Annotated in this window: 23 protein-coding genes and 1 other RNA gene; 11 read left to right on the top strand and 13 right to left on the bottom strand. The window is 59.6% G+C overall.

Annotation, left to right across the window (positions count from 1 at the left end):
- Positions 1-248: 248 nt before the first annotated feature.
- The 4 genes from trxA to ACQUQP_RS00690 all read left to right on the top strand — a co-directional run bounded on the left by trxA (position 249) and on the right by ACQUQP_RS00690 (position 3,987).
- Complete coding sequence (gene trxA, locus ACQUQP_RS00705; protein ID WP_132293923.1) at positions 249-575, top strand: thioredoxin TrxA; 327 nt, start codon at positions 249-251, stop codon at positions 573-575.
- Between the two features lie 221 nt (positions 576-796).
- On the top strand, positions 797-2,056 hold the full coding sequence (rho, locus tag ACQUQP_RS00700) for a transcription termination factor Rho (protein WP_432696911.1): 1,260 nt from the start codon (positions 797-799) through the stop codon (positions 2,054-2,056).
- A 132-nt stretch (positions 2,057-2,188) separates the two neighbouring features.
- Positions 2,189-3,673: a 4-hydroxy-3-polyprenylbenzoate decarboxylase gene (ubiD, locus tag ACQUQP_RS00695; RefSeq protein ID WP_432696910.1), complete on the top strand. Its 1,485-nt coding sequence runs from the start codon at positions 2,189-2,191 to the stop codon at positions 3,671-3,673.
- Between the two features lie 11 nt (positions 3,674-3,684).
- On the top strand, positions 3,685-3,987 hold the full coding sequence (locus ACQUQP_RS00690) for a 2Fe-2S iron-sulfur cluster-binding protein (RefSeq protein ID WP_432696909.1): 303 nt from the start codon (positions 3,685-3,687) through the stop codon (positions 3,985-3,987).
- 264 nt (positions 3,988-4,251) lie between these two features.
- Here the strand turns inward: ACQUQP_RS00690 and ACQUQP_RS00685 are convergent, their stop codons facing one another.
- The 8 genes from ACQUQP_RS00685 to ACQUQP_RS00650 form a co-directional block, all read right to left on the bottom strand.
- Positions 4,252-4,749, bottom strand: a complete 498-nt coding sequence (locus ACQUQP_RS00685) for a TIGR00645 family protein (RefSeq protein ID WP_432696908.1) — start codon at positions 4,747-4,749, stop codon at positions 4,252-4,254.
- Positions 4,750-4,816: 67 nt separating this feature from the next.
- Positions 4,817-6,088, bottom strand: coding sequence for a heme biosynthesis HemY N-terminal domain-containing protein (locus ACQUQP_RS00680; RefSeq protein WP_432696907.1), 1,272 nt, complete (start codon positions 6,086-6,088; stop codon positions 4,817-4,819).
- A complete protein-coding gene (locus ACQUQP_RS00675; RefSeq protein WP_432696906.1) occupies positions 6,085-7,362 on the bottom strand; it encodes a uroporphyrinogen-III C-methyltransferase in 1,278 nt (425 codons plus the stop codon). Before ACQUQP_RS00675 ends, ACQUQP_RS00680 begins: the two co-directional genes overlap by 4 nt.
- Before the next feature lie 73 nt (positions 7,363-7,435).
- A complete protein-coding gene (locus ACQUQP_RS00670; RefSeq protein ID WP_432696905.1) occupies positions 7,436-8,209 on the bottom strand; it encodes a uroporphyrinogen-III synthase in 774 nt (257 codons plus the stop codon).
- Positions 8,202-9,140, bottom strand: a complete 939-nt coding sequence (gene hemC, locus ACQUQP_RS00665; protein WP_432696904.1) for a hydroxymethylbilane synthase — start codon at positions 9,138-9,140, stop codon at positions 8,202-8,204. Before hemC ends, ACQUQP_RS00670 begins: the two co-directional genes overlap by 8 nt.
- A gap of 119 nt (positions 9,141-9,259) precedes the next feature.
- On the bottom strand, positions 9,260-10,036 hold the full coding sequence (locus ACQUQP_RS00660; protein ID WP_432696903.1) for an IclR family transcriptional regulator: 777 nt from the start codon (positions 10,034-10,036) through the stop codon (positions 9,260-9,262).
- 360 nt (positions 10,037-10,396) lie between these two features.
- Positions 10,397-11,899: a CoA-acylating methylmalonate-semialdehyde dehydrogenase gene (locus ACQUQP_RS00655; protein WP_432696902.1), complete on the bottom strand. Its 1,503-nt coding sequence runs from the start codon at positions 11,897-11,899 to the stop codon at positions 10,397-10,399.
- A 20-nt stretch (positions 11,900-11,919) separates the two neighbouring features.
- Positions 11,920-13,086, bottom strand: coding sequence for an iron-containing alcohol dehydrogenase (locus ACQUQP_RS00650; RefSeq protein WP_432696901.1), 1,167 nt, complete (start codon positions 13,084-13,086; stop codon positions 11,920-11,922).
- Positions 13,087-13,451: 365 nt separating this feature from the next.
- On the opposite strand from ACQUQP_RS00650, the gene argH reads away from it, so the two are divergent.
- Both argH and ACQUQP_RS00640 read left to right on the top strand, forming a co-directional pair.
- A complete protein-coding gene (argH, locus tag ACQUQP_RS00645; protein ID WP_432696900.1) occupies positions 13,452-14,849 on the top strand; it encodes an argininosuccinate lyase in 1,398 nt (465 codons plus the stop codon).
- 56 nt (positions 14,850-14,905) lie between these two features.
- Complete coding sequence (locus ACQUQP_RS00640; RefSeq protein ID WP_432696899.1) at positions 14,906-16,090, top strand: YbfB/YjiJ family MFS transporter; 1,185 nt, start codon at positions 14,906-14,908, stop codon at positions 16,088-16,090.
- Positions 16,091-16,097: 7 nt separating this feature from the next.
- On the opposite strand, the gene ACQUQP_RS00635 is transcribed toward ACQUQP_RS00640, so the two are convergent.
- Positions 16,098-16,610, bottom strand: coding sequence for a glycine cleavage system protein R (locus tag ACQUQP_RS00635; protein ID WP_432696898.1), 513 nt, complete (start codon positions 16,608-16,610; stop codon positions 16,098-16,100).
- 104 nt (positions 16,611-16,714) lie between these two features.
- On the opposite strand from ACQUQP_RS00635, the gene ACQUQP_RS00630 reads away from it, so the two are divergent.
- Together ACQUQP_RS00630 and ACQUQP_RS00625 are read left to right on the top strand one after the other, a co-directional pair.
- Entirely contained in the window at positions 16,715-17,626 is a 912-nt protein-coding gene (locus ACQUQP_RS00630; protein ID WP_432696897.1) for an AEC family transporter, read from the top strand.
- Between the two features lie 201 nt (positions 17,627-17,827).
- Positions 17,828-17,953, top strand: a complete 126-nt coding sequence (locus tag ACQUQP_RS00625; RefSeq protein WP_432696896.1) for a hypothetical protein — start codon at positions 17,828-17,830, stop codon at positions 17,951-17,953.
- Here ACQUQP_RS00625 and ACQUQP_RS00620 read toward each other — a convergent pair.
- From ACQUQP_RS00620 to ACQUQP_RS00605, 4 genes are all read right to left on the bottom strand, one after another.
- Positions 17,943-18,560 (bottom strand): 5-formyltetrahydrofolate cyclo-ligase, encoded by a 618-nt coding sequence (locus ACQUQP_RS00620; protein ID WP_432696895.1) that lies wholly within the window; start codon positions 18,558-18,560, stop codon positions 17,943-17,945. The two genes, ACQUQP_RS00625 and ACQUQP_RS00620, sit on opposite strands and share 11 nt — an antisense overlap.
- Before the next feature lie 4 nt (positions 18,561-18,564).
- A non-coding RNA gene (gene ssrS, locus ACQUQP_RS00615) (6S RNA) lies at positions 18,565-18,745 on the bottom strand.
- Positions 18,746-18,859: 114 nt separating this feature from the next.
- Positions 18,860-19,183, bottom strand: a complete 324-nt coding sequence (locus tag ACQUQP_RS00610; RefSeq protein ID WP_432696894.1) for a cell division protein ZapA — start codon at positions 19,181-19,183, stop codon at positions 18,860-18,862.
- Positions 19,180-19,389, bottom strand: a complete 210-nt coding sequence (locus ACQUQP_RS00605; RefSeq protein ID WP_432696893.1) for a TIGR02449 family protein — start codon at positions 19,387-19,389, stop codon at positions 19,180-19,182. The genes ACQUQP_RS00610 and ACQUQP_RS00605 overlap by 4 nt, the downstream gene beginning before the upstream one ends.
- Before the next feature lie 186 nt (positions 19,390-19,575).
- Between ACQUQP_RS00605 and ACQUQP_RS00600 the strand changes: the two genes are divergently transcribed.
- From ACQUQP_RS00600 to pepP, 3 genes are all read left to right on the top strand, one after another.
- A complete protein-coding gene (locus ACQUQP_RS00600) occupies positions 19,576-22,497 on the top strand; it encodes a transporter substrate-binding domain-containing diguanylate cyclase (protein ID WP_432696892.1) in 2,922 nt (973 codons plus the stop codon).
- Between the two features lie 133 nt (positions 22,498-22,630).
- Entirely contained in the window at positions 22,631-23,224 is a 594-nt protein-coding gene (locus ACQUQP_RS00595; protein WP_432696891.1) for a UPF0149 family protein, read from the top strand.
- A 24-nt stretch (positions 23,225-23,248) separates the two neighbouring features.
- Entirely contained in the window at positions 23,249-24,562 is a 1,314-nt protein-coding gene (pepP, locus tag ACQUQP_RS00590) for a Xaa-Pro aminopeptidase (protein WP_432696890.1), read from the top strand.
- Positions 24,563-24,570: the final 8 nt, after the last annotated feature.

The raw sequence follows: 24,570 nt of genomic DNA, 5'->3' as shown, positions 1-24,570 counted from the left end.
CATTGCTTTCTGGCTGGTGGTATCATCAGCTGTCAGTTTTTAACGCACTCGGGAAGTGCCGGCATCAGTCACCCAGCCCTGATATAAGGCGATATCTGCGACGACGATCACTGCTTACCCCATTCTCTACACCAGATCGCTTGAAGGTTTGGGTTGGAGTCTTGCGTTTTGCATTGAATCGTTCAGCTCTCGTCCGGGTTGCTATAGACTGACTTCAATCTTCCCTGATGCACTGGAGAGCAGAGCTAATGAGTGAGAACATCGTAAGCGTTACCGATGCGACTTTCGAAGAGGAAGTCCTGAAAGCGGATGAGGCTGTCCTGGTTGATTACTGGGCCGAGTGGTGTGGTCCGTGCAAGATGATCGCCCCGGTTCTGGAAGAGATCGCCAAGGACTACGCAGGCCGTCTGAAAGTCTGCAAACTGAATATCGACGAGAACAACGAAACTCCGCCGAAATTCGGTATCCGTGGCATCCCCACGCTGATGCTGTTCAAGGGTGGCAACGTTGAAGCAACCAAGGTCGGCGCGCTGTCCAAGTCACAGCTGGCGGCTTTTGTTGACGCCAACCTCTGATCGAGGTGCAGGGACGCGATGTGCCGGTTTCCGGCCATTGCGTTTTCTTGCCCTATACGCTGGACAGCTGTTCCCTTAAGCTTTATATTGCTTTTCACTTATCTGTCCGGCCCCAGCGTCCGCTGCAGGCGTCGGCCTGAGCACTTAATTTTTCTTCCGACTAATAACCACTCCGGTTTCCATCCTGGCATTCAGTCCTTTGCGGCTGTGTTCAAAAAACTATGAATCTTACCGAACTCAAAACTAAAAGCGTTCCGGAACTTCTACAGATCGCCACTGATATGGGCCTCGAAAACATGGCCCGGTCCCGTAAACAGGACGTGATCTTCGCGATACTCAAGAAGCACGCCAAGAGCGGGGAGGACATCTACGGCGATGGTGTTCTCGAAATTCTGCAGGACGGCTTCGGCTTCCTCCGCTCCGCAGACTCCTCCTACCTCGCCGGTCCCGACGATATCTACGTTTCCCCCAGCCAGATCAGACGCTTCAATCTCCGTACCGGGGATACCATTGCCGGTAAGATTCGTCCGCCGAAGGATGGTGAACGCTACTTCGCGCTGCTGAAAGTCAACGAGATCAACTACGATCGTCCGGAAAACGCGAAGAACAAGATTCTGTTCGAAAACCTGACGCCGCTGTTCGCGCAGAAACGCCTGCGCATGGAGCTGGGTAACGGCAGTACCGAAGATATCACCGCCCGTGTACTGGACCTGGTTACCCCGATGGGTAAAGGTCAGCGTGCGCTGATCGTGTCACCGCCTAAGGCCGGTAAGACACTGATGCTGCAGAACATCGCCAACAGCATCACCCGTAACAACCCCGAGTGCTACATGATCGTTCTGCTGATCGATGAGCGCCCGGAGGAAGTGACCGACATGCAGCGCACCGTGCGCGGCGAAGTGGTTGCCTCCACCTTCGACGAGCCGCCGTCCCGTCACGTGCAGGTTGCCGAGATGGTGCTGGAAAAGGCCAAGCGCCTGACCGAGCACAAGAAGGACGTGGTCATTCTGCTCGACTCCATCACCCGTCTGGCCCGTGCCTACAACACCGTTATCCCGTCTTCCGGTAAGGTACTGACCGGTGGTGTCGATGCCCACGCGCTGGAGCGTCCGAAGCGTTTCTTCGGTGCTGCGCGTAACATTGAAGAGGGCGGCAGCCTGACCATCATCGCTACCGCGTTGGTCGATACCGGTTCCAAGATGGACGAGGTTATCTTCGAGGAGTTCAAGGGTACCGGTAACTCCGAGGTGCACCTGGACCGTAAGATCGCTGAGAAGCGTGTCTTCCCGTCGATCAATATCCGTCGCTCCAGCACCCGTCGCGAAGACCTGCTGACCTCCGAGGAAGAGCTGCAGCGGATGTGGATCCTGCGCAAGCTGCTGGATTCCATGGAAGATACCGCAGCCACCGAGTTCGTCATCGACAAGCTGAAGGACTTCAAGACCAACGATGAGTTCTTCATGTCGATGAAGCGCAAGTAACAGCGACTGATCCATCGTTAGAAAGGGTGAGTAAGAGAAGCCTGAAGAGCGCTTCACTACTCGCCCTTTTTTATGCCCCTCAATCGGGCCTGTAACCGATCAACTGGAACTCAGCAGAAGGTATCCAAGCTGATGACTAGCCCCAAGTACAAGGATCTGCGCGACTTTATCAAGATGCTGGAGTCGCGCGGTGAGCTCAAACGTATCCGCACCGAGGTCGATCCCTACCTGGAGATGACCGAAATCAGCGATCGCACGCTGAGGGCCGGCGGCCCGGCACTGCTGTTCGAAAACCCCAAGGGCTATGACTACCCGGTGCTGACCAACCTGTTCGGTACGCCGGAGCGGGTTGCCCTCGGCATGGGTGAGGAGTCCGTCGAGGCGCTGCGACGGGTAGGTGAAACCCTGTCTCAGCTGAAAGAGCCGGAACCGCCCCGCGGTATGAAAGACGCCTGGGAAAAGCTGCCGCTGTACAAGCAGGTGCTGAACATGGGGCCCAAGGTGGTCAAGAACGCGCCCTGCCAGCATACCGTGATCGAAGGTGATGACGTGGATCTGAACCGTATCCCGATCCAGACCTGCTGGCCCGGCGATGCAGGGCCCCTGGTGACCTGGCCGCTGGTGGTGACCCGTGGCCCGGAAAAGCCGCGCCAGAACCTGGGTATCTACCGTCAGCAGCTGATCGGTCGCAACAAGCTGATCATGCGCTGGCTCTCCCATCGCGGCGGTGCGCTCGACTTTCGCGAATGGAAACAGGCCCATCCCGGCGAGCCGTTTCCGGTCGCCGTTGCCCTCGGGGCTGACCCGGCCACCATTCTTGGTGCGGTAACGCCGGTGCCGGATACCCTGTCGGAATACGCCTTCGCCGGCCTGCTGCGCGGCGGCAAGACCGAGGTTGTGAAGTGTATCGGCAGCGATCTTCAGGTGCCGGCCAGTGCGGAGATCATCCTCGAGGGTTACATCGACCCGGAGGAGATGGCCGACGAGGGACCGTTCGGGGATCACACCGGCTACTACAATGAGGTGGATCGCTTCCCGGTATTCACGGTGGAGCGCATCACCCAGCGTGAAGCGCCGATCTACCACAGCACCTACACGGGACGTCCGCCCGATGAACCGGCGGTACTGGGTCTGGCACTGAACGAGGTGTTTGTGCCTATCCTGCGCAAGCAGTTCCCGGAGATTGTCGACTTCTACCTGCCGCCGGAGGGCTGTTCCTACCGCATGGCGGTGGTGACCATGAAGAAGCAGTACCCGGGCCACGCCAAGCGCGTGATGATGGGCGTCTGGTCCTTCCTGCGCCAGTTTATGTACACAAAATTCGTTATCGTCTGCGATGATGATGTGAATGCGCGGGACTGGAAGGATGTGATCTGGGCGATCACCACCCGTATGGACCCGAGCCGTGATACCCTGCTGGTGGATAACACGCCGATCGATTATCTCGACTTCGCGTCGCCCGTGTCGGGACTCGGCTCGAAGATGGGAATGGATGCCACCAACAAGTGGCCGGGCGAGACCGACCGCGAGTGGGGTGTGCCGATCGAGATGGACGACGCCGTTAAAGCTCGGGTTGACCAGCTCTGGGAAGAGCTCGATATACTGCCCGAACACTAGGAGCCAGGCCGGTGACGCAACGCAGACTGTGGATTGAAGGCTTCACAGCCCCGGTTATCGCGAACCCGGCCGATTCCCTGCTCGAAGCGCTGTCCGACGCGGGCTACCCGGTCAGATCATCCTGCCGCAACGGCAACTGCGAAATCTGTGAGGCGGCCCTGCTTCAGGGGGCTGTCCGTCAGACCTATCCGCAGCTGCACCTTCTCGGTGACTACGACGCCCCACCGATCATCCGCTTATGTACCTCCTTTGCACAAAGCGATCTGCGTTTGCGACTGATGCCCTATGCGCTGCGTAAATCGGCGCGAGGCTGATTTCCAGGGCTTGGGTCATATCTGCTTTACGGTGTCGGACCTGGATGCGGCTATCGCCTAGTTCGGTGCCAACGAGTTGGAAGACGTTAAGCACCCGAAGCAGGGCAAAATGAAGGATCTGGCGTTTATCAAGGATCCGGACGGCTACTCGATCGAGATCGTGGAACCGGCGCGGATGGAAAATGTAGAGCGCTAATGACGTACCGGCGTTAAAAAGGGGCTCAGTGAGCCCCTTTGCAATCTCTGTATCCGTTACTGGCGAATTCAGTGCGCTTTCTTGGTCAGCTTGTCGAGCAGGCCCATGGCGAAGGCGGACACGACGAAGGTCATGTGGATAAGCACGTACCAGAGCAGCTTGTCGTTTTCCACATTCTCGGCATTCATGAATATCTTCAACAGGTGGATCGAGGAGATCGCTACGATGGAGGCGGCGACCTTGTTCTTCAGACTGTTGGTATCCAGAGTGCCGAGCCAACTCAGCTTCTCCGAGCCCTCATCAAGATCGATGCGGGAGACGAAGTTTTCGTAGCCGGAAAACATCACCATCACCAGCAGGCCACCCACCAGCGTCAGATCGATCAGGGACAGGATCACCAGCACCAGTTCGGTCTCGGCGATCTCGGCAATATGAGGCAGGAGGTGGGCCAGCTCCATGAAGAACTTGATGCCAAGGGCGACCAGCGCCAGGCTCAGTCCCAGGTAGATCGGCGCCAGTATCCAGCGCGACAGGTACATCAGGCGTTCAAACTGACGTTCCAGCATTTATGTTTTCGTCCTTTATTTAAGCGTTGAAGGCCCCAGCTCGGGGCCGTGTATCGGGGTTCAAGTCTCAGAGCTTGGCAGCGCTTTGCGCAGGCTCAGCTTTCTCATCGGGCAGCGGCAGTAGCGGCAGCGTACCGTTAACCATACTAAAGCCCCGGGTGGAAATTTCGCTGGCGCGCTCTTTCTCTCCCAGGTGGCTCAGCAGCCGGCTGAGTTCCGCATAGGCCTCAGAACTGGGTTGCAGCTCGATACTCTGCTCGAAGTGTTTGATGGCAGAGCCCCAGTGTTCGTTTTGCATCGAGAGGCGTCCCAGCGTCAGCTCCAGGGCCGGGCTGTCGTCATGCTTTTTCAGCCAGGCGCGGGCGGTATCCAGCTGTTTGTGCGGTGCACTGCTGGCGATACGACCGTAAAGCGACACCAGCTTTTCGTCCCAGTGCTTCTTCAACTGATCACGCAGCATCTTCTCCGCTTCGTCGGCGCTGCCCGCTTCAACCATCAGGCCGATGTACTGTTCGATCAGGTTGGTGTCATGGGTACAGTTGGCGGGCAGAGCCTGCCAGGTATGTGCCACCGCCTGGAGTCGGGTCTTGCTGTCCGCCTCTGCCGGCTGGCTGCTCAGGCTCTGCTCCAGCAGGTGACCGGCGGCGAGGGTCTCGAGCTCGCGCAACTGCTCGTCCGGCAGCGCCTGGTGGCGTCGCAGATCCGGCAGCAGCTGGTTCAGGCCGGACCAGTCATTGAGACGGATATAGGCCTCTTTCAGTAGCTTCAGGACATAGGTGTGTTTGGGCGCGAGCCGCTTCAGGTGCAGCAGGGTGGCGAGCGCAGGCTCGTTCTGACCACGGGACAGCTGAATCTGCGCCTGTACGATGCCGACGGCCACTTCCGCCTTGGGCGTCGCTTCACGGGCTTTCTGCAGCAGGTTGTCGGCGGCATTGGATTCGCCCTGCTCGTGGGCGGCCTTGGCTGCGGCCAGGTAGTTGATCAGCGGCTGCTCACTGCGTTCAGCGGCCTGGGTCAGGAAACGCTGGGCTTTCCACCAGTTGCCTTCAGAGAGGGCCATCAGACCTTTGAGCGTTTTGCTCTGGGCGATCTTCTGATTACGGCGTCCACGCCAGCTGCGTACCCGCTCGGCGGGGACGCGGGCACGGCCGATGAGGTTGATCACCGTGTGCAGTATGGCGAAGGCGATGATCGCCATCAGCAGCAGCACCCAGAGGCTGGTTTCGATCGTGGTTTCCTTGTAGGCGAGCAGGACATAGCCCGGATCCTGCACCATCAGCTGACCGAGCCAGGCGCCGGCCAGCAGCAGGAGCAGCAGAATGATGAAGAAGCGTTTCATTGGCCCGCCTCCTGTTTCAGTCGTGCCATGTCGCGCAGATGTGCCTTCAGCGCTTTCAGGGAAGCGGAGATATCGGGCAGCTCAGGTGCAACCTCGACTTCCTGAAGCTCTGCGAAGGCGCGCAGCAGGGACTGGCTGGTGGCGTCCTTGTCATCGAAGTAGGTGGCCACCCAGGCGGATGCCTTCTCCAGGCTGGCGTCGTACGCCTGCTGTTTGCGCTGCAGCAGGGCCAGCTGTGCCTGTTCCAGCATCAGGTGGAGGTTCTGCTGCAGGTAATAGGTTTGCTCCGGAGACATCAGCGGCTCTACCGGTTCGTCCCGGTGCTGGATTACCACCAGTTTTTCGAACTTGTCCACCGCCTTGTCCCAGGCCGCAGCCGCACCTTCGGTCCAGCTCTGCTCAACCGACTCGGGCGTAATCTCCTCCAGCATGCTCGGCAGCTTGCGCTTGTCGGTCACCGGCGTGACACGCAGGTTAGGGACCTGGCGGTTAACGGCGGCGAGTTGCAGGTAAATGCCTTCGCTATCCAGCTTGGGTACTGCTTCAAGTGCGGCAATATCCTGTGCCAGCGCCTCGCGCACCGGGTAGAGCGCGACATCGTCGCTTTCGCGCAGGATCTCGTCGGCGGACTTCAGCAGGGTCAGGGCGCCGTTGGCGGTCTGCTCCATCAGTACGCGCTGGTTGGCCAGGCGCAGCAGGTATTCCGCTTCCGCCAGCAGGAAATCTTCGCGGGAGGTTTCACGGGTGGCGTTGACCTGCTTGATGGCGTCGGTGAGACGCTGCTGCAGCTGCTCGATATTCTGTTTATCGGACTGTGCCTGGCTTTGCAGCGCACCCAGGGTCTGGCTGACGCCGCTGATCCGGTCAGCGACTTCGGCGCGGGCGTTGGCCAGATTGGTTTCAATGCTCTGGGTCAGCGAGTCCTGGGTGGCTGTGCTGGACTGTTTGAACTGCCAGCCCTGCCAGAACAGGTAACCGACACCGCCGAGGGAGATAAGCGCCAGCAGCAGCGCCAGCTTGCCAGGCCAGCCGGCAGGCTGTTTCTGCTCTTTTGCAGCCGGCGGCGTACCTGAGCCACCGCCAGCAGCGCTATCGGGCGCAGCGGATGCACTCTGAGGCTGCGCCGGTTTTGAATCTGTTTCACTGGGAGGGGACGTTGCTGCAGCGGCAGAGGATTCGGAGCCGGGCTCGTTTACCGCGTCCGCTGTGGTGGTCTGTTCGTCTTTCGGCTCGGTGGCCGGGGTGTTTTCCTCGGGCTTGCGGGTATCGTTCATACCTTAGATTCCAGTCAGTCGGCAGGTCTTAACAGGTGGTTGAAACGCTATCGGCGTTGCTCGATAAGGCTTTTCAATACTCTGTTAACGCGCGGATCATGGACGAGTCATCCGGTCCGTCCGCTATCCTGATTCGTGTAAAGCCCCGGGCTCTGGCGAGATCGGCGATCCGCTGGCTCGGAACGATCAATGCTGTTTCGAGTAGATCCGGCTCTGCACCCGCAAGTTCCAACAGGTTGTCCAGAGCCATGCCGCTGGTTATCAGGATAACGGATAATTGCTTGGCATAAATAGTACTTTTAATGTGCGTCGGGCTGTAGTCGGGGCAAACGCGCCGATACAGGTCAGCGTAGTCTACTTCGGCGCCGCGTGACCTGAGGGTTTCGGCCAGCAGTTCACGGCCTCCCTCACCCCGCAGGATCAGAAAGCGCTTTTCGCGCACATCGGCGAGCAGGGGATCGGCCAGCAGCGCTTCTGAATCGAAGCCGCCTGGCACGTGATAGGCGGGTATGCCGAGACCTTCCAGGGTGGCGGCGGTGCCGGCACCGATCGCCAGCCAGTGCACCCCCACCGGCAGTTGCGGCCAGTAGGTATCGATCCATTGCTCGCCGATACGAGCGGCGTTGGGGCTGATGAAGATCACGCCGGCGTAGAGGTCGAGATCCAGGATGCGCCCCTTGATCCGGTTCCAGGCGCTGCTGTCGCTCTCGTCGATGGGGGCAATTTCGAGCAGCGGCAAAGAGACCGGCTCGGCGCCATGTTCACGCAGTGCCGCGATCAATCCACCAGACTGGTGCGCCGGGCGGGTCACCAGTACGCGCAGCCCGGCCAGAGAGTTCTCAGCCACGCTCGGCATAAACCTCTTTCAAGATCGCATCGGCACCGGCGTCTAGCAGGCGTTCGGCCAGGGTGATACCGAGCTGTTCCGCCTGATCCACCGGGCCACGGATCTCATCGCGCAGTACCAGGGTGCCGTCCGGGCGACCGACCAGACCGCGCAGCCAGATCTCGCTGATATCGTCGTTCAGGGTTGCATAGCAGCCGATCGGCACCTGGCAGCCGCCTTCGAGGCGGCGGTTCATGGCGCGCTCGGCGAGGACCCGATAGGCGGTCTCGGTATGGTGCAAAGGCTGAATGAGCTCGATCAGCTCCTGGTCATCGCTGCGGCACTCGATACCGACCGCGCCCTGGCCGCCGGCGGGCAGGCTCTCCTCGGCCGGGATCTCGTAGCGGATCCGCTCATTGAGCTTCAGGCGCATCAGGCCGGCGGTGGCCAGGATGATGGCGTCATAATCGCCGTTATCCAGTTTGCCCAGGCGGGTCTGGACGTTGCCGCGCAGGAATTTTACCTGCAGGTCCGGGCGACGCTCGCGGATCTGTACCTCACGGCGCAGGGATGAGGTGCCGACAACCGCGCCCTGGGGCAGTTCATCGAGATGGTTATAGCTGTTGCTGACAAACGCATCGGTGGGGTTTTCGCGCGGGCAGATCACCGCCAGGCCCAGGCCCTGGGGGAACTCCATCGGCACATCCTTCATGGAGTGCACGGCGATATCGGCTTCACCGTCGAGCATGGCGTTTTCCAGCTCCTTGACGAACAGCCCCTTGCCACCGATCTTGGCCAGCGGCGTATCGAGAATCTTGTCACCCTTGGACTCGATCTTGTTCAGCTCTACCTGGATACCGGGGTGGATGCGCTCCAGTTCAGCCTTGACGTATTCAGCCTGCCAGAGGGCAAGCAGGCTGCGGCGGGTGGCGATGCGGATGGTTCTGCTCATGGGTGAATCCTTGTCAGGAGGCGGGGCCTCACCAGATAGCAATATAAGTGGCTTATATATAAGTGGCGTAAATGGCTGGCAGTGTATCAGAAAGCCGCGCCGGGATTGACTGATGCGGCTCAGCTCTGTGCCGGGCCCTGGATCACCTGCTCCAGCTGGCGTGCGGCCTCGCGCAGCCTGGGCTCGAACTGAAGCAGATCGTCCAGCGAGCAGCGGATAACCGGGGCGTGGGTGAACAGGCAGGCAAGCAGGCGCTCGTTGGCGTCCTTGACAGGTACGGCCACGGCGACCATGCCATCGATAAACTCCTCGTTATCCACAGCCAGCTGCTGCTCTTCGATATGGGCCAGCTCGTCCATCAGTTCGACCGGATCGGTAAGCGTGTTGCGTGAGTACTGCTGGATCGGCAGCTTTTCGATCATCAGCTTGCGCTGGCTCTCCGGCAGGTTGGCGAGATAGAGCTTGCCGCTGGCGGTGCACCAGGTCGGCGTGTGGCTGCCGATCGGCAGGTTGATCTGCAGCGGCCAGTTGGTCTGGATGCGGTCGAAATAGAGCATTTCGGTGCCGTCCGGGATAGCCAGACCACAGGTTTCACCGATATGGCTCGACAGGTCTTCGAGAATGGCGCGGCGCTGTGCCTTGTAACGCCCGGCATAGATGATACCCAGTGCGGCCTGGTGCAGCCGGGCGCCAGGAATGACGAAGCCGCGCATGTTGGTCTGCAGAAAACCCTCTTTTTCCAGTGTCTGCACCAGCCGATGCCCGGTGGCCTTGGGGATATCCAGCTGTTTGGCAAGCTCCGTCGGTGTCATCGGTTTGCTGGCGCTGGCCACCGCTTCGACGATTTCAAGCACTCGGAGAATAGACGAGCCTTTTTCCCGGCGTGTATTGGTCATGGGGTATTCACATTATCCGCTGGTGGAACGATGTAAGGAGTATACAGGGACGGGCGTGGATGTTCGTATAGCGGTTCTGCGCTTGTGCATCGCCGCTCTCGGCCGTCCTTGTCCTACGCGGCAGACCATTCATCCTGAACATATCCCGCTCCTGCGTGTCCTTGCGCTCGCGGGATACTGTTCATCCTGAACATCGCCGCTCTCGGACATCCTGTCCTACGCGGCATACCGCACATCCTGTGCATACCCCGCTCCTGCACATCCTTGTGCTCGCGGGATACCGTTCATCCTGAACATAAAAAGCCGCCCGGTTTGGGCGGCGAAGATCAGCGCTTGGGGTGTATCAGAGTTCCGTGGTGATCATTTCATCGTTGGCATGGAGAACTCGGCGCCGGCGCGGATGCCGGTGGGCCAGCGGCGGGTAATGGTCTTCATGCGGGTAAAGAAACGCACGCCATCGGAACCGTGCATGTTCAGTGCGCCAAAGATGGAGCGCTTCCAGCCGCCGAAGCAGTGGAACGCCATCGGCACCGGGATCGGCACGTTGATACCGACCATGCCGGCCTGCACGTTCTCCTCGAACTGGCGCGCGGTATCGCCGTCACGGGTGAACAGGGAAGTGCCGTTGCCGTATTCGTGGTCATTGATCAGTTGCAGTGCCTCGTCAAAACTCTTGGCGCGCACCACCACCAGTACCGGGCCGAAGATCTCCTCCTGAAAGATGCGCATGCTGCTGGTGACGTTATCGAACAGGGTCGGGCCCACGTAGAAGCCGTCCTCATGACCCGCGACCCTGAAGTTGCGGCCGTCCACGACCAGGGTGGCGCCCTCTTCGACACCGGTGTCGATGTAGGACAGAATCTTCTGCTGGTGCTCACGGCTAACTACGGGGCCCATATGCGGCTCCGGCTCGACGCCAAGGCCCGGACCCACGCGCATCTGACCGATTTCGGTTTTCATCATCTCGACCAGGTTGTCGGCGACCTCGTCACCCACGCAGACCGCCACGGAGATCGCCATGCAGCGCTCGCCGGCGGAACCGTAGGCGGCGCCCATCAGCGAACCGACCACCTGCTCCGGGTCTGCATCCGGCATGATCACCATATGATTCTTGGCACCGCCGAGCGCCTGGCAGCGTTTGCCGTGGGCGGAGGCGGTGGAGTAGATGTACTCGGCGATGGGGGTGGAGCCAACGAAGCTGACCGCCTGCACACGCTCATCGGTGAGCAGCACGTCCACCGCTTCCTTGTCACCGTTGACCAGGTTGAAGACACCGTCCGGCAGACCGGCCTGTGCCAGCAGCTCGGCGATAAACAGGGTGGCGCTTGGGTCTTTCTCCGACGGTTTCATAACGAAGGTGTTGCCGCAGGCGATCGCCACCGGGAACATCCACATAGGCACCATGGCCGGGAAGTTGAATGGCGAGATCCCGGCACAGACTCCGAGCGGCTGCATCAGTGAATCTGAATCGATATCACGGCCTACGTTCAGCGAGTGCTCGCCTTTCTGCAGGTGGGGGATACCGCAGGCAAATTCCACCACTTCCATACCGCGGGTAATCTCGCCCTGGGCATCGGAGAACACCTTACCGTGCTCGAGCGTGATCAGCTCGGCCAGCTTGTCGCGGTTCTGCTCCAGCAGCTCCTTGAACTTGAACATGGCGCGGGCACGCACAACCGAGGGTGTTTTAGACCACTCCGGAAAAGCGGCCTGGGCGGCGGCGATGGCAGCGCGGGTTTCAGCGGCGGTGGAAAGAGTGACTGTTCCGCTCTGCTGACCGGTAGCGGGGTTGTATACCGCTGAGGTGCGGCTGGATTCGCTCGGGGTACGGGTGTTGTTGATAAAGTTGGTTACATGGGGCATTTGGAGGCTCCTGAAGCTTTTTATTCCTGGTTCCAGACGGCTGCGTACAGCTCGACCAGTTCATCGACGGTGGGGACGCGGGGGTTGTTGCCGGGTGAGCCGGACGCCAGGGCCTGTTCCGCCATGGTGGTGCGCAGCTCGAAATAGCGTTCCCGCTCGATACCGAACTCGGCCGGACTCGGTACTTTCAGTTCGCTGTTGAGTGCACGTAACTCCGCCAGCAGTTTGGCATTGGCAGTGTCGGTATCATCACTCTGCAGGGCTACGCCGATCGCACGGGCGCAGTCGGCGTAGCGCTGCGGCGCGCTGTCCAGCGAGAACGCGGTCACCGTCGGCAGCAGCATGGCGTTGGACAGGCCGTGAGGTACGTGGAAAAAGGCGCCGATGGGGCGGCTCATACCGTGTACCAGGGCGACGGACGCGGCCGAGAAGGCAACGCCGGCCAGGGTTGAACCGAGCATCATCGCTTCGCGCGCTTCCCGGTTGTTGGGAGTGTGGTAGGCGCGGCGCAGGTTCGGGCCGATCAGGCGCATGGCGGCCAGTGCCTGGCTGTCGCTGTACGGATTGGCCTTGGCGCTGACATAGGCTTCCATGGCGTGGGTCAGGGCGTCGATACCGGTATCGGCGGTAACCCGGGCCGGCACCGAAATGGTCAGCTCGTAATCCACCAGTGCTGCAACCGGCATGAAACCGAGACCGACACAGAGCATTTTCTCGTCCTTGTCGGCATCTGTGATGATGGTGAAGCGGGTCACCTCGGAGCCGGTACCGGCGGTGGTGGGTATCGCAATCACCGGCAGACCCTGTTCGCTGACGTCGCGCGGGAACTTGTAGTCGCGCATCTGGCCGCCGAATTTGCCGAGGATCGAGATCGCCTTGGCCGAGTCAATGGGGCTGCCGCCGCCGAGGGCGATGATCGAGTCGTAGCTGCCGGCTTTTACTTTATCCACACCGGCGATGATCGAGGCTTCGGTGGGTTCGGGCAGGGTGTCGGCGAACAGATCGCTTTCCAGCCCGGCCTCGTTTAATGCGGCCTGAAGTTTTTCCACATAGCCCAGTTGAACCATCATCCGGTCGGTGACGATCAACGGGCTTTTGCAGCCCAGCGCCGCCAGAATATCGGGCGTTTTCTGGCTGGCTCCGGCGCCCACTTCCATCAGGCGGGGCAGTATGATTCGGTTACTCATGGTGACTCTCCGCAATAATCAGTAGGCCGAGGGACGGTTGTCAGCGCGCTCTATGGCGCGAGTAGAAAACGATCGCCAGTTCCCACGACTTCAGGTGCTGATTTGTTTCTATTTGTTTTTATATCGAGACTTAAGGTCTCAATATAAATAGGTTTTAAATCTTGGTTTGTCAAAATAATGGGACAAAAAGTATCAATATAAGTATTAATGGTTGGTTTGTTGATTTGCGAAACCTGCACTGCACGCGTTGCAGCCGTGGCTAGTGATCGGCCTGCCAAAGAGGGGGTAAAGGGCTGTATAATCCCGCCATCGACATTCACAGGTCCGGAAAGCGGGCCGATTCAGCGTCAGTGAGGTAGAGGGGTATGAGCAAAGAGACCAATCAGCAGTGGGGTGGCCGTTTCAGCGAGCCGACGGATGCATTCGTGGCGCGTTTCACCGCCTCTGTCGACTTCGATCAGCGCCTCTATAAGCAGGATATCCAGGGCTCGATCGCACATGCTCGTATGCTGGAAAAGGTTGGCGTACTGACCGAGAAAGAGCGCGATGACATCATCCGTGGCCTTGGTGAGATCCGTATCGAGATCGAGCGTGGCGAATTTGAGTGGTCCGTGGCGCTGGAAGATGTGCACATGAACATCGAGGCGGCGCTGACCAAGAAGATCGGCATCACCGGCAAGAAGCTGCACACCGGTCGCTCCCGTAACGACCAGGTGGCCACCGATATCCGTCTCTACATGCGTGACGAGATCGATCTGGTACTGGCCGAAATCAGCCGCCTGCAGCAGGGCCTGCTGGATCTGGCCGAGAAAGAAGCCGATACCATCATGCCGGGCTTCACCCACCTGCAGACTGCTCAGCCGGTTACCTTCGGTCATCACCTGCTGGCCTGGTTCGAGATGCTGAGCCGCGACTACGAGCGTTTCGCCGACTGCCGCAAGCGCGTCAACATCATGCCGCTGGGCGCTGCTGCACTGGCCGGCACCACCTACCCGATCGATCGCAACTACACCGCCGAGCTGCTGCAGTTCGACGCGCCGGCGGGTAACTCTCTGGATGCGGTATCCGATCGTGATTTCGGTATCGAGTTCTGTGCCGCGTCCAGCCTGCTGCTGATGCACATGACCCGCATGTCCGAAGAGCTGGTGCTCTGGACCTCCGCCCAGTTCAACTTCATCAACCTGCCGGATCGCTTCTGCACGGGCTCCTCCATCATGCCGCAGAAGAAAAACCCGGACGTACCCGAGCTGGTGCGCGGCAAGAGCGGCCGTGTCTACGGTCACCTGATGTCACTGCTGACGCTGATGAAGTCCCAGCCGCTGGCCTATAACAAGGACAACCAGGAAGACAAGGAACCGCTGTTCGACGCTGTGGATACGGTGAAAGGCTGTCTGCGTGCGTTTGGCGATATGATCCCGGCTATCGAGTCCCGCAAGGAAGAGATGCGCGAAGCGGCCCGTCGCGGCTTCTCCACCGCTACAGACCTGGCTGATTACCTGGTGCGCAAGGGCGTGGCGTTCCGTGATGCCCATGAAATCGTAGGCCTCTCCGTGGCCTATGGCATCAAGACCAAGAAGGATCTGTCCGACATGACCCTGGAGGAGCTGCAGCAGTTCTCCGATACCATCGAGCAGGACGTATTCGACGTTTTGACACTGGAAGGTTCGGTGGCAGCGCGTAATCATATCGGCGGTACGGCGCCGGACCAGGTTCGCGCAGCCGTGGACCGGGGGCGTGATCTGATCGCAGCGCGGGGCGAATAAGGCACCGCATATTCCCCCGATACCAACAATAAGAACAGTTCGGGGGAGTTGCAGGGATGGATCAGCGTCTCAAGGTACTGAGCGCAGGCATTCTTAGTCTGATCGTGACAGTGGGCGTGGCGCGTTTTGCGTACACGCCGCTGCTGCCGCTGATGCTGCAGCAGACCTCTCTCGATACCTCTGGCGGCGGCTGGCTCGCCAGTTTCAACTACATCGGCTATCTCGCCGGTGCTCTGGCGGCGGCCGCCGTCCCCAATCTTCGCCTTAAAGATCAGCTTTACCGACTTTGCCTGGTGTTGGCCGTGGTCACGACCCTGGTGATGCCGCTGAGCGAAAACTATCTTGTCTGGTCGATCCTGCGTCTCATCGCCGGTTTCAGTGCGGCCGGTGGTCTTCTGCTGGCCAGTGCGCTGATTCTCAACTGGCTGATCCGCCATGGCTATCGCGCCGAGCTGGGTGTGCATTTTATCGGTATGGGGGCGGGTATCGCCTTCTGCTCACTGGTGGTGGAGCTGTTCAGCGCCCTGGATCTCGATTGGAGTGAGCAGTGGAGCGGCTTTGCACTGCTGGCGCTGCTATTGGCCGTGCCTGCCTGGCGCTGGATGCCAAGGCCCGATCTCAGTGGCATGACCACCAGTGGACAGCAATTGGTAGACCGTCCGCCGAGCCGGCGCTTTAACCATCTGCTGCTGGCGGCCTATTTTTGCGCCGGTTGGGGCTACGTGATCAGTGCCACCTTTATCGTGGATATCGTGCAGCGCCAGCCGGGGCTGGAAAGCAAAGGCAACTGGGTGTTCCTGGTATTGGGGCTGGCGGCGGCGCCGGCAGTGATCGTCTGGGACAAGGTGGCGCGCCGGACCGGCTACGTGCCTGCGCTGCTGCTGGCCTATGTAGCGCAACTGCTGGGCATCCTGATGCCGGCACTTTCACCAACGCTTGCTGGCGCTCTGATAGGCGCGGTGCTGTTTGGGGCCAGCTTTATTGGTGCCGTCGGTCTGGTGCTGACCCTGGCGGGCCGCTTCTATCCGACCAAACCTGCGAAACTGATGGGGCGGATGACGCTCTCTTACGGGCTGGCGCAGATACTGGCACCGGCGATCACCGGTACGCTGGCAGAGCGGTTGGGGAGCTACGATCTTGGGCTCTATATCGCGGCGGGAGTAGTGGCGCTGGGCGCAGCGCTGATGGCGCTGCTGTGGCGGCTGGAACAGCATGAGCCGGCGCTGGCGCACGCCGGCTGACGCTAAATCAATCCAGGGTGATATCGACCATCAGGTCGGAAGCGATTGCTTCCAGTTTGTCCTGCAGCTCATCCAGATCCACCGGGCTGGGTACCAGCAGCTCGGCGCTGGCCTTGAACAGCTGTTCACCGGACATGGAGCCGGAGGTCAGCTCTGTCTGCAGCTTGTGGACATTGATGTGCATGCTGGCCAGGGCCTGGGAAATTTCGCGCACGATGCCTGGCTTGTCGTGACCGATAAGATCCAGAGTGACCGCGCGGCTTTCCGCTTCGGCGCCGGCTTCTTCACTGCGCTCAATGCTGACCTTGAGGCCTTTCTCCTCAAGTGACTGCAGTGCCGCTGTCAGGGCTTCCTGCTGCTGCTCCGGTACCTGGATGATCAGTACACCGGCGAACTGGCCGCCAAGGCGGGACATGCCTGATTCCAGCCAGTTGCCCTGATGCTCTGCAATGGTGCTCGAGAGCAGGCCGACCAGGCCAGGTTTGTCGCGACCGATAAAACTCATTACGAGAGATGTCATTGGAAGGGGCTCCGTGTAGGCTGATTGGACCGCACCTGCGGTCTGTTTGCGATTGTTTTGATTGCGCTTCCGATCATAAGGGTATGCCCAGAGTATAAACAACAATGGATGGTATTCTCACTGCTCTTTGGCCGGTCTTTGCGTTGCTGGTGATCGGTTACCTGGCACGACGTCTGGATTTTCCCGGTGCGGCGTTCTGGCCACCGGCTGAAAAGGCCACCTACTTTGTGCTTTTTCCCTGTTTGCTGGTCAACCGGCTGAGCCGGGCTGACCTGGCCTCGGTACAGTCATCGCAACTGGTGGCGGCCGTACTGTCGATGCTGCTGATTCTGTCGCTGCTTGTACTGCTGGTGCGCCCTTTGATGCGTATCGATAATGCGAAGTTTACCTCGGTCTACCAGGGAAGCCTGAGGTTCAACACCTACGTGGCGCTGGCGGTCAGTGCGGTGTTGTTGCCGCAGCAGGGAATAGTGCTGGCGGCGGTACTGGCGGCGGTGATGATCCCGACGCTGAACCTGCTCTGTGTGCTGGTATTCGCCTGGTTCGGAGAGAGCCGGCCCACCCTGAGAGGGATACTGCGTACCCTGTCCCGAAATCCACTGATCCTGGCCTGTCTGCTCGGCATCGCGCTGAATCTGACAGGTATCGGGATGCCAGCGCCGGTTGCGCCGGTACTCGATCTGCTGGGCCGTATGGCGTTGCCACTGGGATTGCTGGCGGTGGGGGCGGCGTTGAATCTGCGCGCGCTGACGAGCAGTGGACCGGCGGTGGTTGCCGCGAGCCTGTTCAAGCTGATCGTCTGCCCCTTGCTCGCTGTTGGCCTCGCCGCGTTGTTTGCGCTATCGCCGGCGGCGACGCTGGTTTTGCTGATTTTTGCATCGGTGCCGACGGCAACGACAGCTTATATTCTTGCACGTCAATTGGGTGGGGATGCGGAGCTGATGGCCAATATCATTACCACGCAGACACTGCTGTCTCTGCTTACGATGCCGCTGGTGTTACTGATACTGGTCTGAAAAATTGAGTAAACGCATGTTTTTGTATCAGATCTGATAATTATCCACCGATCTCTGTCAGATCTGTTGCTTTTTTTTTGAACTGTGGAACACTAGCGCAGATTCTTTGTCACACAACTGTTACGAATCGTTGGAGAGCCCGCCACCACTGGTCTCAGGCCCTCCTGAAAGCTAGTTAATTTTGATGGAACGTTGTCTCACATGAAGAAGAGTCCCGATCTGGTTCTCATTCTGGTTCTTGTGTTTGTTGTCGGTGCACTGATGACCGGAGTTTCCCAGACCGACCTGCAGCTTACTTCGCTGGTGCAGCAGGCGTTCAACAGCTAAGGGACGGACGGCGAATATAACTCGCCTTGTCGGTCACTATACCGAACAGCGGTACATCCCAGGGTTGTACCGGCAGCTCTTCTACCCTCTGAAATTCGTGGGCCAGGCCGATCAATCGGGCCCCTTTCATGCTTTTCTCTTTCAGTTTGTAGCCGAAGGTGCGGTCGTAAAAGCCACCGCCCATGCCCATCCTGTTTCCGTCTGCGTCAAAGGCCACCAGTGGCAGCATCACCAGGTCCATGGCCCATGCCGGGCGTCGCGGATGTTTTTGCAGCGACGGCTCAGGAATGCCGAAACGGTTGGGGCTCATGCGGGTTTTGGGTGTGTAGCTGACGAACCAGAGCCGGTTGTGGCGTATCGGGTGCAGCACCGGCAGATAGACCTTCTTGCCCATTTTCCAGCACAGCTTCAATAACGGGCCCGGATCGATCTCGCCGTCATTGGGCAGGTAAAGGGCGATATGTCGTGCCTTGAGAAACCAGAGCTGGTGACGGATACGATTGCGCACGCCGATCGCGGCGGCACGCTGCTGTGCGCGGCTCAGGCTGCGACGTTGACGACGCATCTGCTGACGCAGGGAACGTTTTTCTGCAGGAACAGTGTTCAAGGTAGGGCCTCCCAGGGTGCCGACATCGGTTGTGGCCCTGAACCCTAAGGTTCAGGTCGAGGATATCATCAGATATATCAGGCTTTCCGAGTGATCGGACATGCACACAACACCTGGTTGCCATCCTCTGGGTAGTGCTTATCGGCTCGAGGGACTTAACCGACTAGCGAACACCCCAGGAAGTGATCCCTATTATACCGCGGCAGGTGTGAATGTCAGCTCTTGTAATTTTTTAAGCTTTTGCTACGGAGCTTATAATCTTTTGAAATATAAAGATAAATAATGACTATGAGAGTTTTTCAGGCGTCATCGGTGGGCTTGTTTGCGTCCTTCGCCTCATGTTCGAGGGAGCGGTCGATCTTGTTGCCGAGACGTTTCAGCTGCATCTCGATATTCTGCTGGGTCTGGGCCCGGCTTTTGATAAGTTCGTGAGAGACGTTCAGTGCCGCCATAACGGCGATGCGCTCGAGCCCAACGATCTTGCCGCTGGACTTGATCTCCCGCATCTTGCTGTCCAGGTGGTCGGCAGAGGCCAGCAGCTCGGCTTCCGCGCCGTCCGGGCAGCTGATGGTGTATTCCTTGTCCAGTAGCTTTACGGTAACGGTGCGTGCGTCCTGACTCATGCTTGCTGCTCCAGTGCTTTGAGACGCGAGATCATGCCCTCAACCTTGTCGCGGGTCTGGTCATGCAACTGTATAAGCTGTGCGCGTTCCTCGCGCAGTTTGCCCGTTTGCTCGCGCAGATAGCTGTTTTCCTGCTCCAACTGATCGAGCCTTGACAGTAAACGGTCGATCTTCAGTTCCAGTGCGTTGAAGTAGTGTTCGGACATCGCGTAGCCTCTATGACTTGGCCGGCCACCTTCGGATGAAGACTGCCGTCAGGGCGACTATAAACAGCAGTACACAGAGGGTCAATCGGGGACGCGGGCGATTAAAGCGGCTTCACCTTGCCCTGACCGGTCCGGGGTGGCATGTTTACCCAATGATCAGCAGGGATTGCGCAGGGATCGTTCACCGTGCCGTATTTCATTACCCTTTTGTTACTTTTGGCTGTGTTGCTGCCCCGTTTGGCTCTGGCCGGGGAAAACGCGACGCTGACTGACCGTGAGGCCGCGTTGGTCGCCCAGGGCGAACCGGTCAGCATGGCGGCCATGTACGACTTTGTTCCCTTTTCCTATATTGAAGAGGGCGAGCTACGCGGTTTCGTGCCGGACCTGGTCACACTGATTGAGCAGAAGACGGGGCTCAAGATCGAGTTAAGCACCGGCGAATGGTCCAATAACCTGCGCATGCTCGAGGAGCGGCAGATCGATGCGATCTCCGATATCTCCTTCAAGCCCGAGCGCACGCCCTTCACACTCTACACCACTCCCTATTTCGAGATTCCCACCGTTGTCTTTACCCGCAAGGAGTTTGGTGACTACCAGGGACTTGCCGACCTGTCAGGCAAGCGGGTGGGGGTGCTCAGGAATATCTTTTATGCGCGTGAACTCAGGGCCCAGAACGATCTGGAGATCCGTGAGTACGATGACTATGCCAGCCTTGTCCGCGCCCTGGCTTACGGTGAGGTCGACGCAGCGATACAGAACCTGACCTCCGGCTATCACTATGCCTCGACCAACGCCTATACCAATATCAAGGTGGCCGGCGAGTTCCAGCTGCGCAACGTGGGTCGTGAAGACCTGCGCTTTGGTGTGCAGCCCGAAAAGCCGCTGCTGCGTTCCATCATCCAGAAGGGGCTGGACGCGATCACGGAAGCGGATTGGGAAACCCTGATCGACCGCTGGGTCGGTCGAGCATCTCTGGGTTTTATCCGCCAGGCACGTACCGTGGCGCTGACGCCGGAAGAGCGCGAGTTCGTTAAACAGAACCCGGTCATTCGTGTACACAACGAGAGTAATTTCGAGCCGTATAACTTTTTCGAAAACGGTCGCCCCCGCGGTCACTCCATGGATCTGATCAAGCTGTTGGCGGAGAAGGCCGGGCTGGAGGTTAACTTCGTATCCGGTGCCAGCTGGGACGAGTATCTGCAGATGATGCGGGAAGGGCGCCTCGATGTAATGATGAACATCGTGCGCAGTGATGCGCGGGAAACCTACCTTGAGTTTACCCGTCCCTATGTGCGCCTGGCGCAGGCGCTGTACCGGCACGAAGGCACGCTGCCGATCGAGAGTTTCGATCAGCTGAAACAGAAAACGCTGGTGCTGCCGGACGGCTTTTACATGTTTGACCAGCTCAGCCGGATACCGGGCATGAAGGTGGTTCCCTCGGCCGACAGCCTGGACGCGCTGATGCAGATCAGCACCGGCGAAGCGGATGCCACCATCGAGCTGATGACCGTGGCCGATCACCTCAGTCAGAAATACGGCGTCCCCAATCTTGAGAGCCAGAGTACCCTGAGTATCGGTGGCGGTGAGCCCCTGTCGCTGAGAATCGCGGTGCGCGAGGAGCAGCCGTTGCTGCGGGATATCCTGCAGAAGGCGATGGACAGCCTGACCGAAGAGGAGAAGCGCGCCCTGCAGCAAAAGTGGCTCGCCAGTGCGCGCTCACCGGCCAACTACGTCCACCTCAGGGGCGAGGAACTGGAGTGGCTTGAGTCTCGCACCGCGGTAAAGATCTGTGTACAGCGCAATAATATGCCGCTGGAAAAGACCGGCGATGAGGGCCGGGTGATTGGTGCCTTTGCCGATATGCTGGAGATACTGAGGAATAACTCCGGTATCGATTTTCGGGTAGAGCCGGTGGATAACTATCTGCAGGCAATTGCCGGGCTGAAAGGCGGGCGCTGCGATCTGGTCGCAACTTCCCCATTGTTGAACCGGCTTGAGGGACTTTCCTTTACCCAGCCGCTGTTTACCCTGCCGCTGGTGGTCGCGACAGGGCCTGATGAGGTGTTCGTCAGCGACCTGGCGCAGGTCGACGGACGCACACTGGCCGTTGTTGAGAACGGTGAGGTGCAGGAGTTTCTGCGCGATCTTGAAGAACCGGTTCAGCTGCAGCCCTACCCCACACTGGAGGCGGCTCTCACAGCGCTCAATGACGGCGAGGTATTCGGTGTCGCCGACAGCCTGCCGGTGCTGGGTCGGGAGCTGAGCCGGCGTGTTTATGGAGACCTGAAAATATCCGGCCAGCTCAACAACCGTTATGCCCTGCGCATGGCGATGCGGGCCGAGGATGCGGTGTTAAGCCGGATCATGAACAAGACCCTGGCTTCGCTGGCCGATGATCAGCGTGAACAGATCGCCAGCCGCTGGCTGCAGCTGACACCGGTGGCAGAAACCACCGATTACCGGCTCCTGGCCCAGACCTCTTTGGGCGCGGCGATGCTGCTGGGTGTGATCCTGGTGTGGAACCGTAAGCTGGCGCGACTGAACAACCGTATTCGCGAGAGTAATGAACAGCTGCAGCAGGCCCACGAGGAGCTGACGGTAAAAAACCGCATGCTGGAGCAGCTGTCGGTGACCGACCGCCTGACAAGGTTGAAGAACCGCCTTTATATCGAGCAGGTGTTCGAGCGGGAGATAGAGAACGCCGAAGGCAGCGGTTCTGGCTTTTCGGTGCTGCTGATCGATATCGATCACTTCAAGGAGGTTAACGACCGCTTCGGTCACGAGGTGGGCGATGCGCTGCTGACCGACTTTGCGGCGCTGTTGGATCTGAACTGCCGGGATGGGGATACCCTCGCCCGTTGGGGCGGCGAGGAGTTTATGGTGATCTGTCCCAAAACCGATCTGAAAGAGGCTGAGCAGCTGGCGCAGCGTCTGTGCGATGAGGTCAGAGCTCACGCGTTCCCGACCGCGGGGAAACGCACAATCAGTATAGGCCTGGCCTGCTGGCAGGCCGGGGATCGTCAGAAAAGTCTCAGTATGCGCGCCGACGAGGCGCTCTACCGCGCCAAAGAAGGGGGGCGGGACCGGGTCTGCGTAGAAACAGGCTGAAGCCCGGTCAGCCTGCCGCCCGCATTGGCTTTCGTGGCCCTGTAAGGGCTGAGGTGCTAGCATTAGCCCCAACCAACGCGCGGGCCGCGCCGCCGGGCCGCGCTTCCTCTGACCGACAGAATGTATCCTGATTATGACCCGCGAAGATGCCGCAGTTGAGCTGCCCGATTTCGATATTGTTGCCAACCTGCTGATCGAGGAGGGGGTGCTGGCCGTATCCCCGGCCGAGTTGCACGGCCTGCTTGCCGGCCAGCTGGCCGCGGGAGCGCGCTTCGACGCCGATACCCTGTTGCGGGTGTTCCTGGAGCTGATGGATGTCAGTGCGCTGAAGCAGGAAACCACCAAGCTTGGCCTGATCGAACTCTACCAGCGCACGCTGGCGCAGTACGAATCCGATGATTTCGATTTCGCCCTGCTGCTGCCGGACGATGAGCAGATGCTGGCCCAGCGAGCCGAAGCACTTGGCAGCTGGTGCAGTGGCTTCCTGAGCGGCTTTGGTCTGCACACCAAGCAGTCACAGAAGCTCTCCGCAGAAGCCCAGGAAGGCTTGCAGGATCTGGCCCAGATCGCCCAGATCGCCGCCGATACCGATGTGGATTCGGAAGAGGATGAGGCTGATCTGATGGAGGTCCAGGAGTATGTCCGCATGGCAGCAATGTTGATGTTCAACGAGTGCAACCGGGTGGCCGAGCCGGAAAAGGAACCGACGCCCCGGACACTGCACTGACCCGCCTGTAAGGATCGATCAACCATGAAAATCAGTCAGCAATGTTATGCACAGCGTCGCCGCCGCCTGCTCGAGGCCCTGCCCGAGGGCAGTGTGGCCCTGGTGGCCGGCGCCAGTCTGGCAACCCGCAACCGCGATGCGGAGTTTCCGTTCCGCCAGAACAGTGACTTCTATTACCTGACCGGCTTTAACGAACCCGATGCGCTGCTGCTGCTCAAGCCCGGGCGTGAAGAGGGCGAAGTGGTGTTGTTCTGCCCGCCGCGGGATCCGGCCATGGAGATCTGGACCGGCTACCGTGCCGGCCCCGAAGGCTGTGTCGAGCGCTTTGGTGCCGATCAGGCGTTTGATCTCGATGAGCAGGATGAGCATATCCCTGAACTGCTGGATGGTGCCCGCCGCCTCTACTACGCTGTCGGTAGCGACGACGCACTGGATGCCCAGGTACTGAGCTGGCTTAACGCCGTGCGCGCCAAGGCCCGTCTGGGGGCAGAGGCACCAGAAGAGTTGGTGCTGCTGGATAACCTGCTGCACGAGATGCGCCTGTTCAAGGATGAAGAGGAGCTGGCCGTGATGCGCCAGGCTGCAGCCATCTCCGCCGAGGCGCACTGCGAGGCGATGAAACTGGCGGCTCCGGGGCGCTACGAATATGAGCTGGAAGGCAGGATCATCAGCCACTGCATGAGTGCAGGGGCGCGTTTCCAGGCCTACAGCCCGATCGTCGGAGCCGGTGCCAACGGCTGCATCCTGCACTACATCGAAAACGATGCACCGATGAACGATGGTGATCTGGTGCTGATCGATGCGGGCTGCGAGCTGGACTGCTACGCCAGCGATATCACCCGCACCTTCCCGGCTAACGGCCGCTTCAGCGATGAGCAACGGGCCCTGTATGAACTGGTATTGAAGACCAACCAGGCCTGCATCGAGTTGATCAAACCGGGTCTGCCGTGGAACGAAGTCCACGATCTGTCGGTGCAGATGCTGACGTCAGGCCTTGTCGAACTGGGTCTGCTCAGCGGTGATGTGGATGAGCTGATCGAGCAGGGCGCCTACCGCGATTTCTATATGCACCGCATCGGCCACTGGCTCGGCATGGATGTGCATGATGTGGGCAACTACAAGGTCAATGGTGAGTGGCGGCCGCTGGAGCCGGGAATGGTGATGACCGTTGAGCCGGGGCTCTACGTGTCGCCGCAGAACGAAAATGTCGAGCCGCGCTGGCGCGGTATCGGCATCCGTGTCGAGGACGACGTGGTGGTTACCGAACAGGGCTGCGAGGTGCTGACGTCCGGTGTGCCCAAGAGCGTGGCCGAGATCGAGGCGTTGATGGCACAGTGAACGAGTCG

The organism is Marinobacterium sp. YM272, assembly GCF_050908845.1.
GTDB lineage: Bacteria > Pseudomonadota > Gammaproteobacteria > Pseudomonadales > Balneatricaceae > Marinobacterium_D.
Note: the sequence above shows the minus strand (reverse complement) of the source record. Positions and strands in the feature narration are given on the sequence as shown.